General features: G+C 50.7%; 18 protein-coding genes, 2 tRNA genes and 3 rRNA genes. 11 read left to right on the top strand and 12 right to left on the bottom strand.

Annotation, left to right across the window (positions count from 1 at the left end):
- From mreD to Q9L42_RS01825, 3 genes are all read right to left on the bottom strand, one after another.
- A complete protein-coding gene (gene mreD / locus Q9L42_RS01815; RefSeq protein ID WP_305906345.1) occupies positions 1-489 on the bottom strand; it encodes a rod shape-determining protein MreD in 489 nt (162 codons plus the stop codon).
- Positions 476-1,360 (bottom strand): rod shape-determining protein MreC, encoded by an 885-nt coding sequence (gene mreC / locus Q9L42_RS01820; protein WP_305910116.1) that lies wholly within the window; start codon positions 1,358-1,360, stop codon positions 476-478. The genes mreD and mreC overlap by 14 nt, the downstream gene beginning before the upstream one ends.
- Before the next feature lie 172 nt (positions 1,361-1,532).
- A complete protein-coding gene (locus Q9L42_RS01825) occupies positions 1,533-2,576 on the bottom strand; it encodes a rod shape-determining protein (protein WP_305906344.1) in 1,044 nt (347 codons plus the stop codon).
- A 111-nt stretch (positions 2,577-2,687) separates the two neighbouring features.
- Between Q9L42_RS01825 and gatC the strand changes: the two genes are divergently transcribed.
- The 4 genes from gatC (at position 2,688) to Q9L42_RS01845 (ending at position 6,765) form a co-directional block, all read left to right on the top strand.
- Positions 2,688-2,975 (top strand): Asp-tRNA(Asn)/Glu-tRNA(Gln) amidotransferase subunit GatC, encoded by a 288-nt coding sequence (gatC, locus tag Q9L42_RS01830; protein ID WP_305906343.1) that lies wholly within the window; start codon positions 2,688-2,690, stop codon positions 2,973-2,975.
- 9 nt (positions 2,976-2,984) lie between these two features.
- The gene (gatA, locus tag Q9L42_RS01835) at positions 2,985-4,436 is read left to right on the top strand and encodes an Asp-tRNA(Asn)/Glu-tRNA(Gln) amidotransferase subunit GatA (protein ID WP_349431791.1); all 1,452 of its coding nucleotides are present in this window, start codon (positions 2,985-2,987) and stop codon (positions 4,434-4,436) included.
- Positions 4,437-4,447: 11 nt separating this feature from the next.
- Positions 4,448-5,881 (top strand): Asp-tRNA(Asn)/Glu-tRNA(Gln) amidotransferase subunit GatB, encoded by a 1,434-nt coding sequence (gene gatB, locus Q9L42_RS01840; RefSeq protein WP_349431792.1) that lies wholly within the window; start codon positions 4,448-4,450, stop codon positions 5,879-5,881.
- 134 nt (positions 5,882-6,015) lie between these two features.
- Entirely contained in the window at positions 6,016-6,765 is a 750-nt protein-coding gene (locus Q9L42_RS01845) for an IS5 family transposase (protein ID WP_305906342.1), read from the top strand.
- Positions 6,766-6,970: 205 nt separating this feature from the next.
- On the opposite strand, the gene Q9L42_RS01850 is transcribed toward Q9L42_RS01845, so the two are convergent.
- Positions 6,971-8,541 (bottom strand): ISNCY family transposase gene (locus tag Q9L42_RS01850; RefSeq protein WP_432648866.1). Its coding sequence is split into 2 segments (ribosomal slippage): positions 6,971-7,978 and positions 7,981-8,541, totalling 1,569 coding nucleotides; the frame shifts between segments, so codons are not numbered across the junction.
- Positions 8,542-8,870: 329 nt separating this feature from the next.
- Between Q9L42_RS01850 and Q9L42_RS01855 the strand changes: the two genes are divergently transcribed.
- Positions 8,871-9,098, top strand: coding sequence for a hypothetical protein (locus Q9L42_RS01855; RefSeq protein ID WP_305906341.1), 228 nt, complete (start codon positions 8,871-8,873; stop codon positions 9,096-9,098).
- 348 nt (positions 9,099-9,446) lie between these two features.
- On the opposite strand, the gene Q9L42_RS01860 is transcribed toward Q9L42_RS01855, so the two are convergent.
- Positions 9,447-10,079, bottom strand: a complete 633-nt coding sequence (locus tag Q9L42_RS01860) for an HvfX family Cu-binding RiPP maturation protein (protein WP_305906340.1) — start codon at positions 10,077-10,079, stop codon at positions 9,447-9,449.
- 60 nt (positions 10,080-10,139) lie between these two features.
- On the opposite strand from Q9L42_RS01860, the gene Q9L42_RS01865 reads away from it, so the two are divergent.
- Positions 10,140-10,487, top strand: a complete 348-nt coding sequence (locus Q9L42_RS01865) for a cupin domain-containing protein (RefSeq protein ID WP_349431793.1) — start codon at positions 10,140-10,142, stop codon at positions 10,485-10,487.
- Positions 10,488-10,639: 152 nt separating this feature from the next.
- On the opposite strand, the gene rrf is transcribed toward Q9L42_RS01865, so the two are convergent.
- From rrf to Q9L42_RS01895, 6 genes are all read right to left on the bottom strand, one after another.
- Positions 10,640-10,755: ribosomal RNA gene (gene rrf, locus Q9L42_RS01870) — 5S ribosomal RNA — on the bottom strand.
- A 162-nt stretch (positions 10,756-10,917) separates the two neighbouring features.
- A 23S ribosomal RNA gene (locus Q9L42_RS01875) occupies positions 10,918-14,695 on the bottom strand.
- Positions 14,696-14,973: 278 nt separating this feature from the next.
- A tRNA-Ala gene (locus tag Q9L42_RS01880) sits at positions 14,974-15,049 on the bottom strand.
- Positions 15,050-15,209: 160 nt separating this feature from the next.
- Positions 15,210-15,286, bottom strand: a tRNA-Ile gene (locus tag Q9L42_RS01885).
- Between the two features lie 64 nt (positions 15,287-15,350).
- Positions 15,351-16,889: ribosomal RNA gene (locus tag Q9L42_RS01890) — 16S ribosomal RNA — on the bottom strand.
- The 16S, 23S and 5S rRNA genes sit together here with 2 tRNA genes alongside, the layout of an rRNA operon.
- A gap of 147 nt (positions 16,890-17,036) precedes the next feature.
- Complete coding sequence (locus Q9L42_RS01895) at positions 17,037-17,231, bottom strand: hypothetical protein (protein WP_349431794.1); 195 nt, start codon at positions 17,229-17,231, stop codon at positions 17,037-17,039.
- A gap of 233 nt (positions 17,232-17,464) precedes the next feature.
- Here Q9L42_RS01895 and Q9L42_RS01900 point away from each other — a divergent pair, with 233 nt between their 5' ends.
- The 5 genes from Q9L42_RS01900 (at position 17,465) to Q9L42_RS01920 (ending at position 21,757) form a co-directional block, all read left to right on the top strand.
- Positions 17,465-18,739 (top strand): glycosyltransferase, encoded by a 1,275-nt coding sequence (locus Q9L42_RS01900; protein ID WP_305910114.1) that lies wholly within the window; start codon positions 17,465-17,467, stop codon positions 18,737-18,739.
- 313 nt (positions 18,740-19,052) lie between these two features.
- On the top strand, positions 19,053-19,355 hold the full coding sequence (locus Q9L42_RS01905) for a DUF6763 family protein (RefSeq protein ID WP_305910113.1): 303 nt from the start codon (positions 19,053-19,055) through the stop codon (positions 19,353-19,355).
- A 12-nt stretch (positions 19,356-19,367) separates the two neighbouring features.
- Complete coding sequence (locus tag Q9L42_RS01910) at positions 19,368-20,213, top strand: ATPase (protein ID WP_305910112.1); 846 nt, start codon at positions 19,368-19,370, stop codon at positions 20,211-20,213.
- 11 nt (positions 20,214-20,224) lie between these two features.
- Positions 20,225-21,289, top strand: a complete 1,065-nt coding sequence (metA, locus tag Q9L42_RS01915) for a homoserine O-succinyltransferase MetA (protein ID WP_349431795.1) — start codon at positions 20,225-20,227, stop codon at positions 21,287-21,289.
- Positions 21,290-21,757 carry a nucleoside deaminase gene (locus Q9L42_RS01920; RefSeq protein WP_305910110.1) on the top strand — a complete coding sequence of 156 codons (468 nt, stop codon included), beginning with the start codon at positions 21,290-21,292 and terminating at the stop codon, positions 21,755-21,757.
- Between the two features lie 27 nt (positions 21,758-21,784).
- Here Q9L42_RS01920 and Q9L42_RS01925 read toward each other — a convergent pair whose 3' ends face one another.
- Positions 21,785-22,231, bottom strand: coding sequence for a hypothetical protein (locus tag Q9L42_RS01925; protein WP_305910109.1), 447 nt, complete (start codon positions 22,229-22,231; stop codon positions 21,785-21,787).
- Between the last annotated feature and the right edge of the window lie 58 nt (positions 22,232-22,289).

The following is a 22,289-nucleotide window of genomic DNA, read 5'->3' on the forward strand; positions in this document are numbered from 1 at the left end:
TTAAGCGATGTGCAGCAATGCACGAATAAGGCGCAGCACATAATAAACGGCGGGCCACAGCAAAGTGCCTGAAATAACCGGAAACCAGAACGCCGACGTTAATTGATTGGTTCCCTGCATGCTTTCGATCCAGAAGATAATCAACTGCCCCAACAACAAACAGAAGAACACAAAAAGACTTTGCTGAGGAATCGGATAATGGCGTATGCGTTTATGCAGCTTGACGGCGAAATAACAAACCAGCGAATAAATCAGCGCAAATTGTCCCAGCAGCCTGCCGGTCAACACGTCGACCAATAAGCCCACCGACCAAGCATTGAAGACGCCAAATCGTTCCGGTATCGCCAAAGACCAATAAATCAATACCAGCAAGACCCAGTCAGGATTGAAGTTTTCCAATGTCGGCGGGAACGGCATTATTCTCAACATCATTGCCGTCACGATGGACAAAGCATAGATCAACATCCCGGAATGACTATTCTGTGGCATCGCCTGGTTCCTGACTGGATTCCATTTGTTTATCGGTCAACGGCACCGGCGTCGCATCACTCCAGACGATCAGAAATTCCCGGCTTTTATCCAGCTCCGCCTTCGGCGTCGCCGATATGCTGGCGAATGGCTTATTAGGCCGAACCTTGAATTCATCGACGACGGCGACTGGATAACCTTGCGGAAAGGTGCCTCCCAAACCGGATGTCACCAACAGATCGCCAGGCAAGATATCGGCATTATTCGGTAAAAACGGCAATTTTAGCTGATTGATCCGACCGCTGCCGATCGCGATGGTGCGAAGACCGTTGCGATTGACTTGCACGGGAATGGCGTGATTCGGATCGGTAATCAGCATGATCTCCGAACTGGCCGGCAAAGTCCTGACCACTTGACCGACCACACCTTGGGCATCCAATACCGGCTGTTTACTATACACTCCGAAGCGGCTGCCTTTGTTGACGACGACGATATGCTCATAGGGCGCCAGATTGACCGAAAGTAATTCCGCCACCAACACCTGTTCGCCGAGCTTGAATGAATTTTCCAGTAATGCCCGTAAACGAATATTTTCTTTTTCCAGCGCCGCCAGCTTCAACAACTTGGCATCATTAACCAATTGCCTCTCTTTCAGTTCGCTGTTTTCTGTTTGTAATGTCCGATAGGAAACAAAGGTGTCATTGACATATTCCGCCATATCAACCGGCAAACTGACCAGCAGCTGCACCGGATACACCAGCAGCGATAACGCCGACCTTAAAGAATGCAAGCCAGTACTGCGCTGATCGACAACCAGCAGCGCCACCGACAGCAAAACCGCGACCAACAAGCGGGTATTCAACGAAGGGCCTGTTGCAAATAAAAGCTTTATGACAAAACCTCTGACGAAGAAAGTAACTTAATAACGATTCTGTATTTTCTGAAAATGACGTGGAATAGCAACGTCATTGACTAATTGAGTCCCGGCTCACTACCATTTTTTTGTTCGCCCAGCGTAACCCGAACCGTTGCTCGTCGACTAAATCGCTGTTGACAAAAAATCGCTATTCCAACGAAAACGCCGAAACCCCTTTATCATCGAGCATTTCCAGCACCATGCCGCCGCCACGCGCGACACAGGTCAATGGATCATCGGCGATATAAACCGGCAACCCGGTTTCTTCGGCGATCAAACGATCGATGTCTTTCAACAGCGCCCCGCCGCCGGTCAACACGATGCCGCGGCTGGCGACATCGGCGCCCAATTCCGGAGGCGTCTGCTCCAGCGCCACCTTCACCGAACCGACGATGCCGGACAGCGGCTCCTGCAAGGCTTCCAAGATCTCGTTGCTGTTCAACGAAAAGCTGCGCGGCACCCCTTCCGCCAAGTTGCGGCCGGTCACCTGAATTTCCTTGACCTCGCTGCCGGGATAAGCGGCGCCGACTTCGTGTTTGATTTTTTCAGCGGTCGCCTCGCCGATCAGCGTGCCGTAATTTCTGCGTACATAATTGATAATCGCCTCATCGAAACGGTCGCCGCCGATCCGCACCGACGCCGAATAAACGATGCCGTTCAACGAAATCACCGCGACCTCGGAAGTTCCTCCACCGATGTCCAGCACCATCGAACCATGCGCTTCGTCGACCGGGAGACCGGCGCCGACCGCCGCTGACATCGGCTCCTCGATCAGATAAACCTCGCGCGCGCCGGCCATCGCCGCCGACTCACGAATCGCACGTCTTTCCACCTGGGTCGACCCACACGGCACACAAATCAGTATGCGAGGGCTGGGACGAAGCAATTTGCTTTCATGAACCTTTTCGATAAAAAAACGCAACATGCGTTCGGTCACGGCGAAATCGGCGATGACGCCATCCTTCAGCGGCCGGATTGCAGTGATATTCCCCGGCGTGCGACCCAGCATGTTTTTGGCGTCGATACCGACGGCGGCGATGGTTTTCGCGCCGCGTATGCGATCTTCCTTTATTGCCACGACAGATGGCTCATTCAGAACAATTCCTTGGCCTGGTATATAAATCAAGGTGTTTGCAGTCCCTAAATCGATCGACAAATCATTAGAAAATAGGCCGCGAATTCTTTTGAACATCTTTACGGTATCCTTAGCGAATATAAAATTGTGCTACTTTATCAATCAAGTAGGTATTTGGGCAAGATATAAAGTATCATATTTACATTAAATGTAACTTGGAGTTTTAAAATGTCGTTAACGGCCGATGACGTAACCAAAATCGCCCATCTCGCACGCCTGGGCATCGACACGCAAGATATTGAAAATTATGCCAAAGACCTTTCCAACATCTTAAATCTGATGACGCAAATGGGTGAACTGGACACCGAAGGGGTTCAGCCGATGGCTCACCCGCTGGACCAGGTCCAGAGGTTGCGTCCTGACGAAGTGAAAGAAGACAATCAGCGCGAACATTTTCAAGCCATTGCCCCGCAGGTGGAAAACGGACTCTATCTGGTTCCCAAAGTTATCGATTAATAGGTTATTATGCACAACAAGACTATCACCGAGCTCGCCAAGGATCTGCGCGCTAAGAAATACTCTAGCGTAGAATTGACCCAGTTTTTTTTAGACCGTATCAATCAACATCAAGCTCTCAACTGTTTCATCAGCGTCAGCGAAGAAAGCGCGCTGAAACAGGCCAAAGCCGCCGATATCAAGCTGGCGAAAGGCGAAGCCACAGCCTTGACCGGCATTCCGGTCGCGCAAAAAGACATTTTTTGCACTCAGGGCATCAAAACCAGTTGCGGCTCTAAGATGCTGGATAATTTCATTGCCCCTTATGACGCCACCGTCATCGAAAAATTCAACCAGGCCGGCGCCGTAATGCCGGGCAAACTGAACATGGATGAATTTGCGATGGGCTCGTCCAATGAAACCAGTTATTACGGTCCGGTCAAAAACCCTTGGAATCTCGATATCGTACCCGGCGGCTCGTCCGGCGGCACCGCAGCCGCCATCTCCGCCCGGCTCGTGCCGGCCGCGACCGGCACCGACACCGGCGGCTCGATCCGTCAACCCGCTTCCTTATGCGGCATCACCGGTTTGAAACCGACTTACGGCAGAGTGTCTCGTTATGGCATGATCGCCTATGCTTCCAGTCTCGACCAAGGTGGACCGATGGCTCGCAGCGCCGAGGATGCCGCATTGTTATTGCAAACGATGGCCGGCTTCGACCCGAAAGATTCGACCAGCGTCGATAGCGAAGTGCCGGATTACAGCGCAACGTTGAACGACAGCATAGAAGGCTTAAAAATCGGCCTGCCCAAGGAGTTCTTCAGCGAAGATTTGAACGGCGACATCGCCGCGGTGATCGAAGCGACCGTCAACGAATACAAAAAGCTAGGCGCCGAAGTCAAAGAAGTCTCGATGCCCAACCTGAAGTTGGCGATCCCGTCCTACTACGTCATCGCCTCGGCGGAATGTTCGGCCAACCTGTCCCGTTTCGACGGCGTTCGTTTCGGTTATCGCTGCGACAAACCGGCCGATTTGACCGATATGTATACCCGCTCGCGCGGCGAAGCCTTCGGCCCTGAAGTCAAACGCCGCATCCTGATGGGCACCTATGCCTTGTCGGCCGGCTATTACGACGCCTATTACCTGAAGGCGCAACAAGTGCGCCGCTTGATCAGCGATGACTTCAACAAGGCCTTATCCGAAGTCGATGTATTGATGGGCCCGGTTTCGCCATCGACCGCCTTCGCCATCGGCGAAAAATCCGGCGATCCGATTCAGATGTATTTATCCGATATCTATACCATCGCGATCAACTTAGCCGGTCTGCCGGCGATGTCGATCCCGGCGGGCTTTGCCGACGCCAAACCAGTCGGACTGCAAATCATCGGCAATTACTTCGCAGAAGCGCGCTTGTTGAATATCGCTCACCAATATCAGCAAGTCAGCGACTGGCACAAGCAAGCACCCAAAGGTTTTGAATAAGGAGTCGTATGATGGAATGGGAAACAGTAATCGGTCTTGAAATTCACGCTCAATTAGCGACCAAATCCAAAATTTTCTCTGCCGCGTCAACCGCTTATGGCGCGGAGCCGAACACTCAGGCCTGTGCGGTCGATTTAGGGCTGCCCGGCGTACTGCCGGTACTGAACCGGGAAGCCGTGCGCATGGCGGTCAAATTCGGATTGGCCATCGACGCGGAAATCGCGCCGTATTCGATATTCGCGCGTAAAAACTATTTCTACCCCGATCTGCCGAAAGGCTATCAAATCAGTCAGTTCGAACTGCCGATCGTCGGCAATGGCCATCTGGATATCGAGGTCGACGGCATGACTAAGCGCATCGGCGTCACCCGCGCACATCTGGAAGAAGACGCCGGCAAGTCTCTGCATGAAGATTTTCACGGCCTGACCGGCATCGACCTGAACCGCGCCGGCACGCCGTTGCTGGAAATCGTCTCAGAACCGGACATGCGATCGGCCAAGGAAGCCGTCGCCTATATGCGCAAACTGCATGAACTGGTCCGTTATCTGGGCGTTTGCGACGGCAACATGCAGGAAGGCTCGTTTCGCTGTGACGCCAATGTCTCTGTGCGCTTGAAAAGCCAGCAAGAATTCGGCACCCGCGCCGAAATCAAGAACATCAACTCGTTCAAATTCGTCGAGAAGGCGATCAATTACGAGATCGAGCGTCAAATCGACCTACTCGAAGGCGGCGGCAAGGTCGTGCAGGAAACGCGCCTTTATGACGCCAACAAGGACGAGACCCGCTCGATGCGCAGCAAGGAAGAAGCCAACGATTACCGCTACTTCCCGGATCCGGATCTGCTGCCGGTCCATATCGAAGAATCGCTGAAAGACCAGATCAAGACGGAATTACCGGAACTGCCCGATGCCAAGAAAGCCCGCTTTATCGAGCAATACGGCATGGATAACGAAAGCGCCGCGACGCTGACCTCATCCCGCGAACTGGCCGATTATTACGAAGCTGTCATGAAGGAATCGGGCGGCGAAGCCAAATTATCGACTAACTGGATCAGTGGCGACTTGATCGGCGCATTGAACAAAGCCGGTTTGGAAGTTACGCAATGCCCAATCGATCACGGTCGCCTGGCCGGATTGTTGAAACGCATCGCCGACAACACGATCTCAGGCAAGATCGCCAAGCAGGTGTTCGACGAGCTGTGGAACAGCGAAGCCAGCGCCGATGAGATCATCGAAGCGAAGGGCCTGAAGCAAATCACCGATAGCGGCGCGATCGAGACGATCATAGATACGATCATCGCCAACAACCCGGCCCAGGTCGAACAATATCTGGGCGGTAAGGACAAGGTGTTCGGCTTCTTCGTCGGCCAAGTCATGAAGGAGACTCAAGGCAAGGCCAACCCCGGCGAAGTCAATAAAATGTTGAAGGAAAAACTGAAGCGCTAAGTGCTATCAAACTGCAAGGTTCATAAACGAGCCTTGCAGCCTAATTAGGGGCTGTTGCCGTTTTGTAACTTACCCTTGAATTTCAATAATTCCGCCTCATAACTTGTTTATTTTGAGCCAAAAACAAGCAAACTATGCCGCGACAAATGTTTACGGATGAACACTGGGGAAAATTGAAGATGATTATGTTGAAAATGGGGATATATGACAAACCCTTTCTTCGGCAAACAACCGAAGGGATTTTTTATCGTTTGCGCGTAGGTTGTCCCTGGCGAGATCTACCCAGTGCCTTTGGTAACTGGAATGCTGTTTATAAACGCTTCAATGAATGGTCTCGTAAAGAAAAACTGATGGGTATTTTTAACGAACTGATAGTTGAGCCTGACTTGGAATGGGAATTTATTGATGGAAGTATTGTGAAAGCTCATCAGCATAGTAGCGGTGCGGCCTATGGGCAAGAATCGGCGATTGGTAAATCTGTTGCGGGTAATACAACCAAAATTCATATGGCTGTTGATGCCTGTGGTCTTCCCATCCACTTTACAGTGACGGGTGGCGAAGTTCATGATTGTAAAGAAGCGCCAACCTTGGTCGCTGAACTGCCTAAAGCTGACTATATCGTTGCTGACAAAGGCTATGACAGTGAACCACTACGTGTTCAGATTCAAGACAAAGGAACTGTTCCTGTCATTCCAAGAAAAAAGAATTCAAACGTAGGGAATGATGATATGGATTGGTGTCTCTACAAATATCGTCACCTCGTTGAAAATGTGTTTGCAAGACTGAAACATTTCAGAGCTATTGCTACACGATATGACAAGCTCAAACGAAATTTTGAAGCTTCTGTGGCCTTGGCTTGCGCTTTTTTATGGTTACCTATGTGAAACGGCAACAGCCCCTAGTGTCTGACAGAAAAAGCTTTTTTTTCAACCGATACCCAACTTTTGCCACACTCATTTTGATCAGCCCAGGCCATTTTCCGGAAAAAATCCATCGCTGTCTCGTCTGATTTCTTCATTAGCGGGCCATTCACCGGTCTGCGGGCGCAACTATCCTGTAGTGAGCCTTTTCTCACTCCGATGGTATTGTTCAGGCCGCTTGTTGGTAGGGGCCGCGCTTGCGTTTTTCTTTCGCCTGCGCCTGCTGACGCAGGATGGCGCCCAACCGTTTGATATTGCGCGAGACGACCGCCAGTGCGACATAGCGTTTGAAGCCATCGAGGCCGTGGTCGGGGCAGATATCCAAGCCGTTATGCTCCAGGGCATTGATGGCCGATTCCACGGCGGAGTGTTGGTGGCGTAGTTGTTTAAAAGCATTGCTGCCTTCCCGCGCTTGATCCGCGGCGCTGAGTCGGCCTTTTTTGGGCAAAACCACCTGTTCCAGATGATTTTTCAGTTCCTTTTGGTTAGCCGGGCTGTGAAAGCCTTTGTCGAAGCTGGTCACGGTCAGTTCGGGGAAGCGCCGGCGCGTTTCGGTGACCATGTCGACGGCGACTTTGTCATCGGTTTGCTTTTCCATCACTAGGTGGTGAAGAACGAAGCGATGGTGGTCCTCCATCACGCAGACCCTTAAACCCAACTCAACCGGGACGCCTGCTTTGCCTTTGCTGATCCATTCGGTGTGCGGTTCAAACACGGAGAAGATCTTTTCGGCATGAGGGATGGTTTCGCTGCGTATGACGCGGCGCTCAATTTGGTCCAGCAGCAGGCGGGCATAGGCCTGGTAGGATTGCAACGGCTGCGTTTCATCGGCCAGGGCGCCACGGTCCAGGGCTTGTTTTAAGGTGCGCTCGGATTTGCCCAGGTAGGCGCTCGCCAGGTCCAGGTAGGTCTGATGAGCCTGTTGGATGGCTTGTTCCCGTACGGCTTGTTTGTTTTCATCCTGGCTGGTGGAGCGTTTGAGCTGTTGAGCTCTTCGGTACTGTTGTTTGAGTCGCCGGATGTTGTGCCGGTATTGGCGCCAGTCCGGCAGGTCATGGTGTTTCGCCAGCGTATGACTCTCTTCAATAGCTTTGCGGATCGCATCATACAGCAGGTTGATGTCGGTCGGAAAATGGACGTCGGTTTCGACCACAAAGGAATCGCACCGCCCTCTCAGTTTATCGCTGTGGTCGACCGTCGCGGCGGCAGTCGAGTCACTGCGGACGGTTGGCCCAGCGTTTGGCTTTTTTTTTTTACCAGGGCATGGCCGGCTCTGACCACTTCCTGGTTGATTTGATCGAACAGTTCCGGGGTGAACAGCCTTAGATTGTCTTTGATGCGCTGGAGAGAATACTTCGTGTCGTCACACCAGTCGCTATGGCCCAGCATCTGTCGAATGGTATTGTGGTGGTTGGCCAGTTCATGGATGCGGTCGTAGTCGGTATTCAGGCCCAGACGCAAAACGCCCAGCACTAGAATTTTCCATTGTTCCAGGCCGGGCCGACCGCGCCTTGGGTCAGCGGGTTGCTGACGCTCTGCTTCGCTAAGGCCCTGACCGCTTCGGTAGGGAATAACCTGCTCGAGGATGGCGAACACACGGTCGCGCAGTTCGGGCGTGGTATAGATGTACTGCAACCCTAGCAGCAGTTGCGGGATGTCGTCTCTGGATTTGAGGTTAATCTCGATGTCGGCAATATCGACCTGACCGAGGCTCATTTGCGGATTCTTGACGGTGCGCATAGGATTTCAACGGACGAAGATTTCTGGTTTTCGTAAATTTTTATGGCGGCGCTCACCTAAAATCAGTACCTTACGGATTGAGCAACGCAACAATCGTGATTTTGGGCTGAAAACTCATTTCCCGGAATTCATTATATCCCATTGATTATTTTAGGGATAATCAATTTTCGGTCAGGCACTAATTAAGCTGGAAACGAAATCACCAGCTAGCTACTTAATTGAAATACATGAACATCGGGTATTGACGGAATCAGTTGCCGGCTCCTATTTTTGAGCAAACTGATAACCATACGCGAGTCGTGCTGTTCGCACACAAAGAACATAAGGAAATGGATACCGAAGATCGAATTCGAGCCTGCTATCAACATTGCTGCTTAAAGTATGTTAATCGAGAGCCAATGAACAATACTTCGTTGAGAGAGCGGTTGAATATTGATGAAAGCAACAGCGCTATTGCAAGCCGTGTCATCAAGCAAACCGTTGATGCGGGTCTGATTCGTTTATACGACCCTAAGGCAAATAGAAAGGCTTATCGCTATGTGCCATTCTGGGCATGACAGCTTTTTCATTTGACAGACGCAATTAATTTTGCATTTTTACAAACGATCTGTATTTAAAAACAACTGCTTAAAAAAAACCTTCATTTGATTAAGTATTTGATTTTTCTCGCAAGATTGTTCTTGAAAAAAGAGCTATAAGCCAAAATGATCGACTGGTCGTCTTGGAATTTCATTTGACGGTCATTTGATTTAAAACTCCAGATTTTCACAGTCAGGTATTTCGTAGCCTTAAAAGCTCATCGTTATACACAAATTGAGGCGCGCCGGAAATGTTGGGCTTCGCTATCGCTCAGCCCAACCTACGACTTGTACCTTAATAAAGTACAAGACCGAATATTCTCCTTCCTACACCCCACTATATTTTTTGGCCAGCCAATAATCGACACTGACGTAGCGCCCTCCTCCGAGAAAGAACAACACCAGCAGCATAATGAAATAGGTCGCTGCGAACTCGATACCGTTGTTCAACACGACAAATTCGCCATTTTCGGTCAGCCATTGATAATTGCCGTAATCCTTCAGGATCGTTTTTGCCATATCCAGGCGCTCAATCGCCCCGACTGTTCTATCCGTTGCGAATATACCGCTGCCTGTCGCAATGGCCAGCCAGCCGTTTTGCAAATGCACGATAATTCCGGCGACCAGCATCACCATCATCAGCGGAATAGATATCAAACGCACGCCGAAACCAAACAGCAAGAATAATGCACCGAGTATCTCGATCAACGCGACTAGAAACACCAGCAGATAGGGCATCGGCAAACCCAGCCCCCATTCGCTGTTGCCAAACCAGTCCGCGGTGCTGGTGAAATTGACAAATTTCTTGCTGCCCGCCATCCATAATACCGGCACTAAATAGAGACGCAGCGCCAACGGAGCGAGAAAATCTAGCAATCTGGCTTTATCAAGCCATTTCAGCAACCATAAAATAATTCCGGGTGCTTTTTCTAATGCAACGGAAACAACTTGTTTATTCATGCTACAAACCCGCTATCTTTAGTTATCATTAAATCGACTGATCTAACTCCAGGAAGAACCGTGACTATATCAGTACCACAAAATATTTTCAGCAATATCCCGACAGAGTTACCCGAAGAGTTATTTGAAACCCTGCATCGGCAAGGCAACATACAAGTCGAACGCATCATATCAAAAGGACAGCATACTCCGAAACATGAATGGTATGACCAGCCTCAGGACGAATGGGTGCTGTTACTGAAAGGCCAGGCCGAACTCGAGTTCAGCGAACCGAGCTCGATTCAGCGACTAATGGAGGGAGATTATCTATTGATTCCGGCCCATGTCAAACATCGGGTCGCATGGACGCCGGACGACAGCGAAACGATCTGGCTGGCGATTCATATTTTCCCCAATGAGAGATTGTGAGGGATAAGGCCATCCCTTTTCCCGGATTCCGCTGCGCTGCATCCAGGCTACTTTTTTAGGCAAAGCTTCCGCTCCTGCTCACGCTCCTTACCACCTTCCCTGTAGGCAAAAAAAAACCCGTTCAGGCTTCTGAACGGGTTTTTCAATTAAAAGCTTGGCGATTCCCTACTTTCGCATGGCAACCTGCCACACTATCATCGGCGCTAAGAGGTTTCACTGCCGAGTTCGGGATGGGATCGGGTGGTTCACTCTCGCTATGTTCACCAAGCAAAGGTGTTTAGCTGGTTTCGACGGGTCGTCTTACCAACTGTCATGATCAACGTCTAGGTTGATCCATGGAAATCTGTATCGTTCGTTCTCGTGCATTGAAAAGCGTCTTGTCAGGCTGCCATATCACACGCTCTCGATTATCAAACCGATTGGGTGTTATATGGTCAAGCCTCACGGGCAATTAGTATCAGTTAGCTTCATACATTACTGCACTTCCACACCTGACCTATCAACCTAATAGTCTCTTAGGGCCCTTCAGGGGACTCATGGTCCCAGTGAGATCTCATCTTGGGAGGGGCTTCCCGCTTAGATGCTTTCAGCGGTTATCCTGTCCGATCATAGCTACCCGGCAATGCCACTGGCGTGACAACCGGAACACCAGAGGATCGTCCACTCCGGTCCTCTCGTACTAGGAGCAGCTTCCCTCAAATCTCAAACGCCCACGGCAGATAGGGACCGAACTGTCTCACGACGTTCTGAACCCAGCTCGCGTACCACTTTAAATGGCGAACAGCCATACCCTTGGGACCTGCTTCAGCCCCAGGATGTGATGAGCCGACATCGAGGTGCCAAACACCGCCGTCGATATGAACTCTTGGGCGGTATCAGCCTGTTATCCCCGGCGTACCTTTTATCCGTTGAGCGATGGCCCTTCCATTCAGAACCACCGGATCACTAAGACCTACTTTCGTACCTGCTCGACCTGTCCGTCTCGCAGTCAAGCACCCTTATGCCTTTGCACTCATTGCATGATTTCCGACCATGCTGAGGGTACCTTCGTGCTCCTCCGTTACTCTTTGGGAGGAGACCGCCCCAGTCAAACTACCCACCATACACTGTCCCCAACCCGGATAACGGGTCTAGGTTAGAACTTCAAACATACCAGGGTGGTATTTCAAGGATGGCTCCACGACAACTGGCGTCGCCGCTTCAAAGCCTCCCACCTATCCTACACAAGTAGGCTCAAAGTCCAGTGTAAAGCTATAGTAAAGGTGCACGGGGTCTTTCCGTCTAGCCGCGGGTACACTGCATCTTCACAGCGATTTCAATTTCACTGAGTCTCGGGTGGAGACAGTGTGGCCATCGTTACGCCATTCGTGCAGGTCGGAACTTACCCGACAAGGAATTTCGCTACCTTAGGACCGTTATAGTTACGGCCGCCGTTTACCGGGGCTTCGATCAAGAGCTTCCCCCTCACCTAGATTATCTATGCTTTCCCGTATCCGCTGTCTTAAGCTGTGATACGCTTTGCCACTTCGTTTTAACTGACTTTCCCGTCCTTTTGCCGCCTGCTCTGTTAAGTAGGCTTCATAATAAGATACGATCCAGTCCTGTGCTTTTTTTGTCGATTTGTTCTCGCCTTGCCTGTGTTGGCGCAGACGTTTTTTTAAATCAATCGTCGAACCCAGATAAAATTCATCTTCCGTCCGACTATACAGCACGTAAACGTAATACATGGCTCTAAATAATCTAGGTGAGGGGTAACCCCATCAATTAACCTTCCGGCACCGGGCAGGCGTCACACCTATACGTCCACTTTCGTGTTTGCAGAGTGCTATGTTTTTGCTAAACAGTCGCAGCCACCAGTTTAATGCTACCCTCTTCAGCTCCAGCCGCAGGGCCTTCACCTAACAAGGGCGTACCTTCTCCCGAAGTTACGGTACCATTTTGCCTAGTTCCTTCACCCGAGTTCTCTCAAGCGCCTTAGAATTCTCATCCCACCCACCTGTGTCGGTTTGGGGTACGGCTCGTCATAACCTGAAGCTTAGAGGGTTTTCTTGGAAGCAGGGCATCAATCACTTCGTCTCCTTATAAAGAGACTCGTCGTCACGCCTCAGGATTGTGAAACCGGATTTGCCTAATTTCACTCCCTACACGCTTAAACTACCTATTCCAACAGGCAGCTGACCTAGCCTTCTCCGTCACCCCATCGCAGTTATAACAAGTACAGGAATATTAACCTGTTTTCCATCGACTACGCCTTTCGGCCTCGCCTTAGGTGCCGACTAACCCTGCGTCGATTAACGTTGCGCAGGAAACCTTGGGCTTTCGGCGTGGAGGTTTTTCACCTCCATTATCGTTACTCATGTCAGCATTCGCACTTCTGATACCTCCAGGAAGCTTCTCAACTTCCCTTCGCAGGCGTACAGAACGCTCCTCTACCACCAGCACATTCCCTTTAACTTACTCTCTGACGGCTCGCCTCATCGTGATGGGCGCTTTGTTCGCGCTACCGCGCTCACAATCGTCTCTCAAATAAGCTAAAGTGGAATGTGCTGATCCGTAGCTTCGGTACTATGCTTAGCCCCGGTAAATCTTCCGCGCAAGCCGACTCGACCAGTGAGCTATTACGCTTTCTTTAAAGGATGGCTGCTTCTAAGCCAACCTCCTGGCTGTCTGGGCCTTCTCACATCGTTTTCCACTGAGCATAGATTTGGGGACCTTAGCTGACGGTCTGGGCTGTTTCCCTTTCCACGACGGACCTTATCACCCGCCGTGTGTCTCCCGTGCTCAAACTTGCTGGTATTCGGAGTTTGCATCGGGTTGGTAAGTCGGGATGACCCCCTAGCCGAAACAGTGCTCTACCCCCAGCAGTCATACACGAGGCGCTACCTAAATAGCTTTCGAGGAGAACCAGCTATCTCCGGGCTTGATTAGCCTTTCACTCCGATCCACAGCTCATCCCCTCATTTTTCAACATAAGTGGGTTCGGTCCTCCAATCAGTATTACCTGATCTTCAACCTGGCCATGGATAGATCGCCCGGTTTCGGGTCTACACCTTGCGACTAAACGCCCTATTAAGACTCGCTTTCGCTACGCCTCCCCTAGTCGGTTAAGCTGGCCACAAAATGTAAGTCGCTGACCCATTATACAAAAGGTACGCAGTCACCCCGCACCTAAATTATTCTGGCACGGATATCTACAATGCTTTATTGAGCACTGTGATTCATTGACTTACCTCGCATCTAATTGGGAATTTAGGTGCGGGGCAAGCCCCTAAGTTGTTTTTAAACTCGTCTTAATGCGCTGCATTAAGAACCGTTTGGCTCGACCGTCTTGCTTGAGTTTATGTTCTCGTTCTCTAGATTCGGCTTCAGATAGATAAGCTTCGTAGTACACCAATTTCCATTGATATCCTCTCGTGGACTTATTTTTACCTTGGTTATGTTCTTGCCTACGACGTTTTAAATCCGTCGTACTTCCCAGGTAAAACCTATCATCTTCTGCTTCCGATTGAAGCACATAAGCATAATACATTCGATCTCAAGTCTCTTCTTTGTTATTTTTTGTCATCATAGCGGGGCCTGCCCCGCACCTAAATTCCTTATTTAGGCACTATCGCTCAGTGTTCGATGACGTTAAGTTAACGCTGAAGAGTCTCCGCCCAAAACAATTTAGGTGCGGGGCTCCCACTGCTTGTACGCATACGGTTTCAGGATCTATTTCACTCCCCTCTCCGGGGTTCTTTTCGCCTTTCCCTCACGGTACTGGTTCACTATCGGTCAGTAAGGAGTATTTAGCCTTGGAGGATGGTCCCCCCATGTTCAGTCAAAGTTTCACGTGCTCCGACCTACTCGATTTCACACTTAATAAGTTTTCGTATACGCGGCTATCACGCTGTATCGCCAGACTTTCCAGACTGTTCTACTAACTTGCTAAATGCTTAAGGGCTGGTCCCCGTTCGCTCGCCACTACTTAGGGAATCTCGGTTGATTTCTTTTCCTCGGGGTACTTAGATGTTTCAGTTCTCCCGGTTCGCCTCTTACCCCTATGTATTCAGGATAAGATAATGAGCTTGTGCCCATTGGGTTTCCCCATTCGGAAATCTGCGGATCAAAGTTTGTTTGCAAACTCCCCGCAGCTTATCGCATGCTACAACGTCCTTCTTCGCCTCTTACTGCCTAGGCATTCACCGTATGCGCTTATTCACTTGACCATATAACCCCAATCAGTCTGTTCACTCAGCCTACCGTCGATCAATCAATTTAAAAACTAAATCGATCAATCCCCGATTCGCTTTGCGTCCAGTCTGCTGTGTTATATCAATCAGCTGACATTTTCGCTTTTTTTCTGCTTGAGAACTCATTAAAATTTAACCTTACGGTTTTACTTTAATTCGTTTACAGATTTCCACATTGTTAAAGAGCTATTAAACTTCCTACAAAGCCTAATTCTATAAAGTCTTCTCAAACCTTATAGAGTTAGTCTGTGTAATGGTGGAGCCAGGGAGGATCGAACTCCCGACCTCCTGCGTGCAAGGCAGGCGCTCTCCCAGCTGAGCTATGGCCCCTTTTACTGGTTATTCTCATTAAGCGCCTGGCTTAACTTCAAATCCAATATAACCCCAGAACCAATATTTCCTTCGCAGGAATTTTGTGCAGAACAAGGCAAAGGTTCGCGTAGTGTGCGTCAGCACATGAGCGAAGCTTTAACGCCGTTATGCGCAAAATTGGTGGGCCTGGGAGGATTTGAACCTCCGACCTCACCCTTATCAGGGGTGCGCTCTAACCAACTGAGCTACAGGCCCAGGCTCATACTCTCAATCGAAATAATTTGTTGTGGACACTCATGACGGCCTTTAGCTGTCTTTGTAAGGAGGTGATCCAGCCCCAGGTTCCCCTAGGGCTACCTTGTTACGACTTCACCCCAGTCATGAATCACAAAGTGGTGAGCGCCCTCCCGAAGGTTAGACTACCCACTTCTTTTGCAACCCACTCCCATGGTGTGACGGGCGGTGTGTACAAGGCCCGGGAACGTATTCACCGCGACATTCTGATTCGCGATTACTAGCGATTCCGACTTCATGCAGTCGAGTTGCAGACTGCAATCCGGACTAAGACCGGCTTTCTGGGATTTGCTGACTCTCGCAAGTTCGCTGCCCTTTGTACCGGCCATTGTAGCACGTGTGTAGCCCTACCCATAAGGGCCATGATGACTTGACGTCGTCCCCACCTTCCTCCGGTTTATCACCGGCAGTCTCCCTAGAGTTCCCACCATCACGTGTTGGCAACTAAGGATAAGGGTTGCGCTCGTTACGGGACTTAACCCAACATCTCACGACACGAGCTGACGACAGCCATGCAGCACCTGTCACTCAGTTCCCGAAGGCACCAAGTTATCTCTAACAAGTTCTGAGGATGTCAAGGGTAGGTAAGGTTCTTCGCGTTGCATCGAATTAAACCACATGCTCCACCGCTTGTGCGGGCCCCCGTCAATTCATTTGAGTTTTAGCCTTGCGGCCGTACTCCCCAGGCGGTCAACTTAATACGTTAGCTCCACCACTAAGCACTTAATGCGCCCAACGGTTAGTTGACATCGTTTACGGCGTGGACTACCAGGGTATCTAATCCTGTTTGCTACCCACGCTTTCGTACCTCAGCGTCAGTTTGAGTCCAGGGAGTCGCCTTCGCCACTGGTGTTCCTTCAGATCTCTACGCATTTCACCGCTACACCTGAAATTCCACTCCCCTCTACTCAACTCTAGTTGCCCAGTTTCAAATGCAGTTCCCAGGTTAAGCCCGGGGCTTTCACATCTGACTTAAACAACCGCCTACGCACGCTTTACGCCCAGTAATTCCGATTAACGCTCGCACCTCCGTATTACCGCGGCTGCTGGCACGGAGTTAGCCGGTGCTTCTTCTAAAGGTAATGTCAAGACACCGGGTATTGGCCGATGCTTTTTCCTCCCAATTGAAAGTGCTTTACAACCCTCAGGCCTTCTTCACACACGCGGTATTGCTGGATCAGGCTTTCGCCCATTGTCCAATATTCCCCACTGCTGCCTCCCGTAGGAGTCTGGGCCGTGTCTCAGTCCCAGTGTGGCTGATCATCCTCTCAGACCAGCTATAGATCGTCGCCTTGGTAGGCCTTTACCCCACCAACTAGCTAATCTAACGTAGGCTCATCTAATAGCGCGAGGTCCGAAGAGCCCCCGCTTTCCCCCGTAGGGCGTATGCGGTATTAGCTCGGATTTCTCCGAGTTGTCCCCCACTACTAGGCAGATTCCTACGCATTACTCACCCGTCCGCCACTCGCCGCCAGAGAGCAAGCTCTCCGCGCTGCCGTTCGACTTGCATGTGTTAAGCATACCGCCAGCGTTCAATCTGAGCCATGATCAAACTCTTCAGTTTAATAATGCTTGATACTCAATAAGACGAGTATCCAATCTTGGCTCGACGCAGAATTGTACGTAAATTCATAAAACATGTATTGACGCGAATATCTGTGTCGAATATCTTAATACAGTCTAAAATATCCACCACAAGTACCCACACAAATTATTTCGACTTGTTTGTTAAAGAGCGTGACCGGATCAACCGGCCGAGGACCGAAGCCCTGTTGAGCTCGCCTATTTTACAGCAGAATCTCAACTTGTCAACCTCCGTTTCAACTTTTTTTGCCGCCGTCCTGGCGACTTCGAAACGATCCGACAGAGCAAGCTCCGTCTCGATCACCTCGAAAGAGCCGGCCATTATACAGCCTCAAATCCGTTTGTCAAAAGTTTTTTCGGCCCTTTCGAACCGCCTCCCGGCGACCCTCAAAAACCCCAGCCAACTTTCAGCTCCAACCGCTTCCTGCGCCCTTCCGTCGAACCCAATCAACGAAAGAAGGCGTATTTTACAGCCTCAACGCAAAGTGTCAAGCTTTTTGTTCGATGAAGCAAACATTGCTATAGTCTTGCCTCCATGACGCAATTACGATACTTATGAAGATAGGCATTCAAACCTGGGGCTCTAATGGCGACATCAGACCGATGATTGCATTGGCAAACGGATTACAACAAGCCGGCCATAAGGTCACTCTGGTCGTCAGCAGCCTCGACAACAGAAATTACCATGCAGTGTGCGAACGGCTCAACATCGACTACCTGCAGACTCCCGAACGATTCAACTTTGATCTAGAGGCATTTGCGCAACTGACATTTCGCATGAACAGCGCACAATGGCTGGTCGCCTTGTTGGAAACCGCTTTTTTCCCCTATGAGGCAGAGATCTACCAGGCCGCCAAACATTTGGTCTCCGATAACGACCTGGTCATCGGCCATCATTTTCTCTATCCGCTGAAACTCGCCGCATTGAAACAGGACAAAACCTTCTACAGCGTTACATTCTGTCACGGCATTATACCGACCCGCAGCCAAGCACCCATTAGATTCCCCGACCTGGGCCCGCTACTCAATCCCTGGCAGTGGCGAATCCTCGATTTTGCGTTTAATCTGATGCTGAAAGAAAAGTTGACGCGTCTTTGGCGAGCGGAAGGAATGCCCGATATAAAATCGGTATTATCCGATCTATTGAGCTCTGACCGCCTTGATCTAGTCGCCGTCGACCCTGCCCTCTGTCCTGGCTATCTAGATTGGCCGCCGCATCATCATGCCTGCGGATTTCTCAATTTACCCGCCGACGCCGATGACTGGCGCATCGATGACAAGTTACGCCTGTTTTTGGATTCAGGTCCGGCGCCTGTTTATATGACCTTCGGCAGCTTGCAGCAAGCCGTTCCGGATTGGAGCATGCAGCTCTTTATCGACGCCTGCCGTCTTGTCGGCTGCCGCGCCATCATCCAAACCAGCGCCGAACGATATCCAGAGAACAGCGAACTAGACAATATTTATTTCATCGGCAAACACCCCCACCAGCGCCTGTTCCCCCACTGCGCCGCCGTGGTCCATCATGGCGGCGCAGGAACAACGCACTCCGCCTCTCTCTGCGGCCGCCCCTCCATCGTCATCCCTTTTATGGACGAACAACTATTCTGGGGACAAACATTGGAAAAACTGGGTATCGCGCCGAAATCATTGTCGGCAAAACGCGCGACAGCCGCCGGGCTTGCCTCGCGCATCGACGTCGTACTCAGCAACCAAGCATTCAGCGAGCGCGCCTCATCGATAGGCGCAACAATCAGCGGCAGCCAGGGTGTTATGAAAGCGGTGCAGCTGATTGAACACGCAGCCGCCGACATCGTTCCCAAATGCGGTTGAGAATCGCTCATTGATTATCTCACCTCCGCATGCCCTCAGATCTCAGCCAATACAAGCATGCTATGCATATCCAGAAAAGGCTGTATAAGCACTGCGCATGATCAGCAATTTCCAGCTTGCGCATTTTAGCGGCCTTGCTCTTTTGAAAGAAGTATTAAAACCCCATGCCTGAGGATTAATGGGGATGGGCATACTTTACTGGTACAGTTTATGCGTGAATGGTTTTCTGAAAAATCCGGGCTAAAAATCAGAAATATGCGGAATAGTTACGATATGATGAGCATGTCAACTATTCGAAAATTGGAGTACAACAATGACTACTATCACAGACCCAGTAATTGGCCGTTGGTATAAGGATGTTGAAAACAATTTGACCTTCACCGTCGTAGCCATAGAAGAAGATAGCGACCTGATCGAAGTTCAATATCTCGATGGCGACATTGGCGAATACGACAACGAGACATGGTACAATTCGACTTTCGATTATATCGAGGAACCGGAGGATTGGAGCGCACCCTATGGCGAGATCGAACGCGACGACCTAGGTTATTCCGACACGGACAATCATAACTCTCCGGGCCAAGAAGACATCGATCTTTCCGACTATTACGACTAGGATATTGAAGACATGAAAATGAGTCCCCGGCAATTCCTTGACTGGGAATCCAAAAGCATCACCCTGCTGGCCATGTCCGGCGCCGGCAAAACCACATTGGCCAACAAACTTCCCAAGGACAAATGGTTCCATTATTCCGGCGATTACCGGATCGGCACCAAATATCTCTCTGAACCCATCCTGGACAACATCAAACGCCAGGCCATGGAAGTTCCGTTCCTGAGAAACCTGCTGCTTACCGACTCTATTTATATCTGCAATAACATTACCGTCGACAACCTGGCCCCGGTTTCCAGCTTTCTCGGCAAACTGGGAGACCCTGCGCAAGGGGGCTTATCCCTGACCGAGTTCAAGCGCCGCCAAGCCCTGCATCGCCAAGCTGAAATCGCGGCGATGCGGGATGTGCCTGATTTCATACAGAAAGCCGAAGACATCTATGGTTACAAACACTTTCTGAACGATGCCGGCGGCAGCGTCTGCGAACTGGACTGCCCGGAGGTGATCGAAGAGCTGGCCGAACACACGCTTATTGTTTATATCAAGATTCCTCCGGCGATGGAAAAAACCATTATCGAGCGCGCCAAGAGCGACCCTAAACCGCTTTATTACCGTGAAGCCTTTTTGGACGAAAAATTGGCTGAGTACATGGCCCTGCATAGCTATGACTGTACCGACCGCATTCAACCCGATGACTTTGCCAGCTGGGTCTTTCCCGAGCTATTCAAGTCCAGACTGCCGCGCTATGAAGCAATTGCCGACCGATACGGCTACACGGTTTCGGCAGACGATATCGCTCATGTAACCGGCGAACAGGATTTTCTGCAGATTATCGCAGATGCTATCGCCAAACAGTCCTAACAGGTCATACTATGCCTCTGGTTGCCCATACAGCCCTGCCAACGTTTCAGCGCCTAAAAGAAGAAGGCGAAGACATCCTCACGCCCGACCGCGCCAGTCACCAACATATACGCGAATTGCATATCGGCTTGCTTAACATCATGCCGGACGCAGCGCTGGAAGCCACCGAAAGACAGTTTCTTCGTCTGGTCGGCGCCTGCAATCAAATCGCCCAATTCCATGTACACCTATTCACCATCAACGGCCTGGCTCGCAGCCCTCAGGCCCAGGCCCATATAGACACTTATTACGAATCGTTCGCACAAATCAAGCAAGAGGGCCTGGACGCGCTGATCATCAGCGGCGCCAACGTCACCCATAATCACTTGCAAGACGAGGATTTCTGGCAGCCTCTGACCGAAGTTTTTGCCTGGGCCAAGGAAAATGTCACGTCCATACTCTGTTCCTGTCTTGCCACCCATGCGTTGATTCAATATTGTTATGGCATAGAACGCACGCGCCTGCCCGCTAAGCGCTGGGGCGTTTTTTCGCACAAGGTCTTGGATCGCAAACACCCGCTGGTTGCCGAAATCAATACCCGCTTCGATGTGCCCCACTCGCGCTTCAACGAAATTTTCCAAAACGACATGGAGCAACACGGGCTGAAGGTGCTGGTCGTCAGTCTGGAAGCCGGCGTGCATCTAGCCGTCAGTCCGGATGGTTTTCGCATCGTATTTTTCCAGGGCCATCCTGAATACGACGACATCAGCCTGCTAAAAGAATACAAACGCGAAGTGATTCGTTATTATCACGGCGAACGCAAGGATTATCCCCCCTACCCGGAACACTATTTCAACGAGACGGTCCGTCATGTCTTCGCCGAATATGAGTTACAAATCAAGACGGCTAAAGCCTCCGAACATGAGATGCCGCCATTCCCCGAAGCGGCGATCATCGAATATCTGGACAATACCTGGAGAGACTCGGCCAAGGCCGTCTTCAACAACTGGCTGGGCAAGGTCTATCAAATCACCAACCAAGCCAGACGCCTGCCTTTCATGGAAGGCATCGACCCGAATAATCCGTTAAACCTGTAAATGCATCAGCAATTTCTACAGCAAGCGATAGAACTGGCTTGTCAAAATGTCGTCGCCAACAGCGGCGGCCCTTATGGCGCCGTCATCGTCCATGATGGCCGTGTTATCGCCAGCAGCGGCAATAGGGTCACCCATGATCTCGATCCGACGGCGCATGCCGAAATCATGACGATCAGGGCCGCCTGTCAATTTCTTCAGGATTTCCAACTGACCGACTGTATACTCTACGCCAGCTGCGAACCCTGCCCCATGTGTCTGGGCGCCATTTATTGGGCCAGATTGAAGGAAGTCTACTATGCTAGCAACCGTTTGGATGCCGCAGCCGCAGGCTTTGACGACTGCTTCATTTATGACGAATTGGAAAAACACCCCGAACAAAGAAAAATTGCGATGCGTCAATTGACGATCGGCAATGCGCGCAGACCCTTCGAACTGTGGCGCGCTCAACAGGACAAGCTGCCATACTGAGATTGCCTAGGAGGGGGGAATTGACGACTATTTCTCCGCCGTTTCCGCCGCCGCTTCGGCCGCAGAAGGCTCGCTGGTAGCCGTTGCTTTTTTCACTTTCAACAACCAGCCATCCTGTCCACGGCAGCCGCCGTCTTTTGCCTTCGCCTCGATATGGATACGCGCATATTTGCCGCTGACCGAAGACGGCAATTTAGCGGTCACGACAAAAAAGTTCATCTTATCGACCACGTCAACCTCCATCGGCACTTTTCTAGCCTCGGCCTTGATTGTCGCGGGGTCGGCCCAGTTGGACACATGGAAGGATATCTTCGTTTCCGGCTCGACTTCGGACAAATGAGCCGGTTCGAAGGTTCTGAATCTCGGTTTCTTACATTTCTTGTCTTCGCTTTCCGAACTGTAGGCAAAAACATTGCCGGCCAGCAGCGCCATCCCCAACACAATTATCGTTTGCAAGCTTTTTGTAATTTTCATAATCAGCCTCTATAGTCTTAGTTCACTCCTCGACCTGAACTTTAATCACTTTCGTAAA

The sequence above is a fragment of the Methylomarinum sp. Ch1-1 genome (assembly GCF_030717995.2).
In the GTDB taxonomy this organism is placed as follows: Bacteria; Pseudomonadota; Gammaproteobacteria; order Methylococcales; family Methylomonadaceae; genus Methylomarinum; species Methylomarinum roseum.

What these genes read in the sequence shown, in the direction of transcription:
- mreD (WP_305906345.1), bottom strand. Translation starts at nt 489, where the DNA reads ATGCCACAGAATAGTCATTCCGGGATGTTGATCTATGCTTTGTCCATC.
- Q9L42_RS01825 (WP_305906344.1), bottom strand. Translation starts at nt 2,576, where the DNA reads ATGTTCAAAAGAATTCGCGGCCTATTTTCTAATGATTTGTCGATCGAT.
- gatC (WP_305906343.1), top strand. Translation starts at nt 2,688, where the DNA reads ATGTCGTTAACGGCCGATGACGTAACCAAAATCGCCCATCTCGCACGC.
- gatA (WP_349431791.1), top strand. Translation starts at nt 2,985, where the DNA reads ATGCACAACAAGACTATCACCGAGCTCGCCAAGGATCTGCGCGCTAAG.
- gatB (WP_349431792.1), top strand. Translation starts at nt 4,448, where the DNA reads ATGGAATGGGAAACAGTAATCGGTCTTGAAATTCACGCTCAATTAGCG.
- Q9L42_RS01845 (WP_305906342.1), top strand. Translation starts at nt 6,016, where the DNA reads ATGCCGCGACAAATGTTTACGGATGAACACTGGGGAAAATTGAAGATG.
- Q9L42_RS01855 (WP_305906341.1), top strand. Translation starts at nt 8,871, where the DNA reads ATGGATACCGAAGATCGAATTCGAGCCTGCTATCAACATTGCTGCTTA.
- Q9L42_RS01860 (WP_305906340.1), bottom strand. Translation starts at nt 10,079, where the DNA reads ATGAATAAACAAGTTGTTTCCGTTGCATTAGAAAAAGCACCCGGAATT.
- Q9L42_RS01895 (WP_349431794.1), bottom strand. Translation starts at nt 17,231, where the DNA reads ATGGCCGGCTCTTTCGAGGTGATCGAGACGGAGCTTGCTCTGTCGGAT.
- Q9L42_RS01900 (WP_305910114.1), top strand. Translation starts at nt 17,465, where the DNA reads ATGAAGATAGGCATTCAAACCTGGGGCTCTAATGGCGACATCAGACCG.
- Q9L42_RS01905 (WP_305910113.1), top strand. Translation starts at nt 19,053, where the DNA reads ATGACTACTATCACAGACCCAGTAATTGGCCGTTGGTATAAGGATGTT.
- Q9L42_RS01910 (WP_305910112.1), top strand. Translation starts at nt 19,368, where the DNA reads ATGAAAATGAGTCCCCGGCAATTCCTTGACTGGGAATCCAAAAGCATC.
- metA (WP_349431795.1), top strand. Translation starts at nt 20,225, where the DNA reads ATGCCTCTGGTTGCCCATACAGCCCTGCCAACGTTTCAGCGCCTAAAA.
- Q9L42_RS01920 (WP_305910110.1), top strand. Translation starts at nt 21,290, where the DNA reads ATGCATCAGCAATTTCTACAGCAAGCGATAGAACTGGCTTGTCAAAAT.
- Q9L42_RS01925 (WP_305910109.1), bottom strand. Translation starts at nt 22,231, where the DNA reads ATGAAAATTACAAAAAGCTTGCAAACGATAATTGTGTTGGGGATGGCG.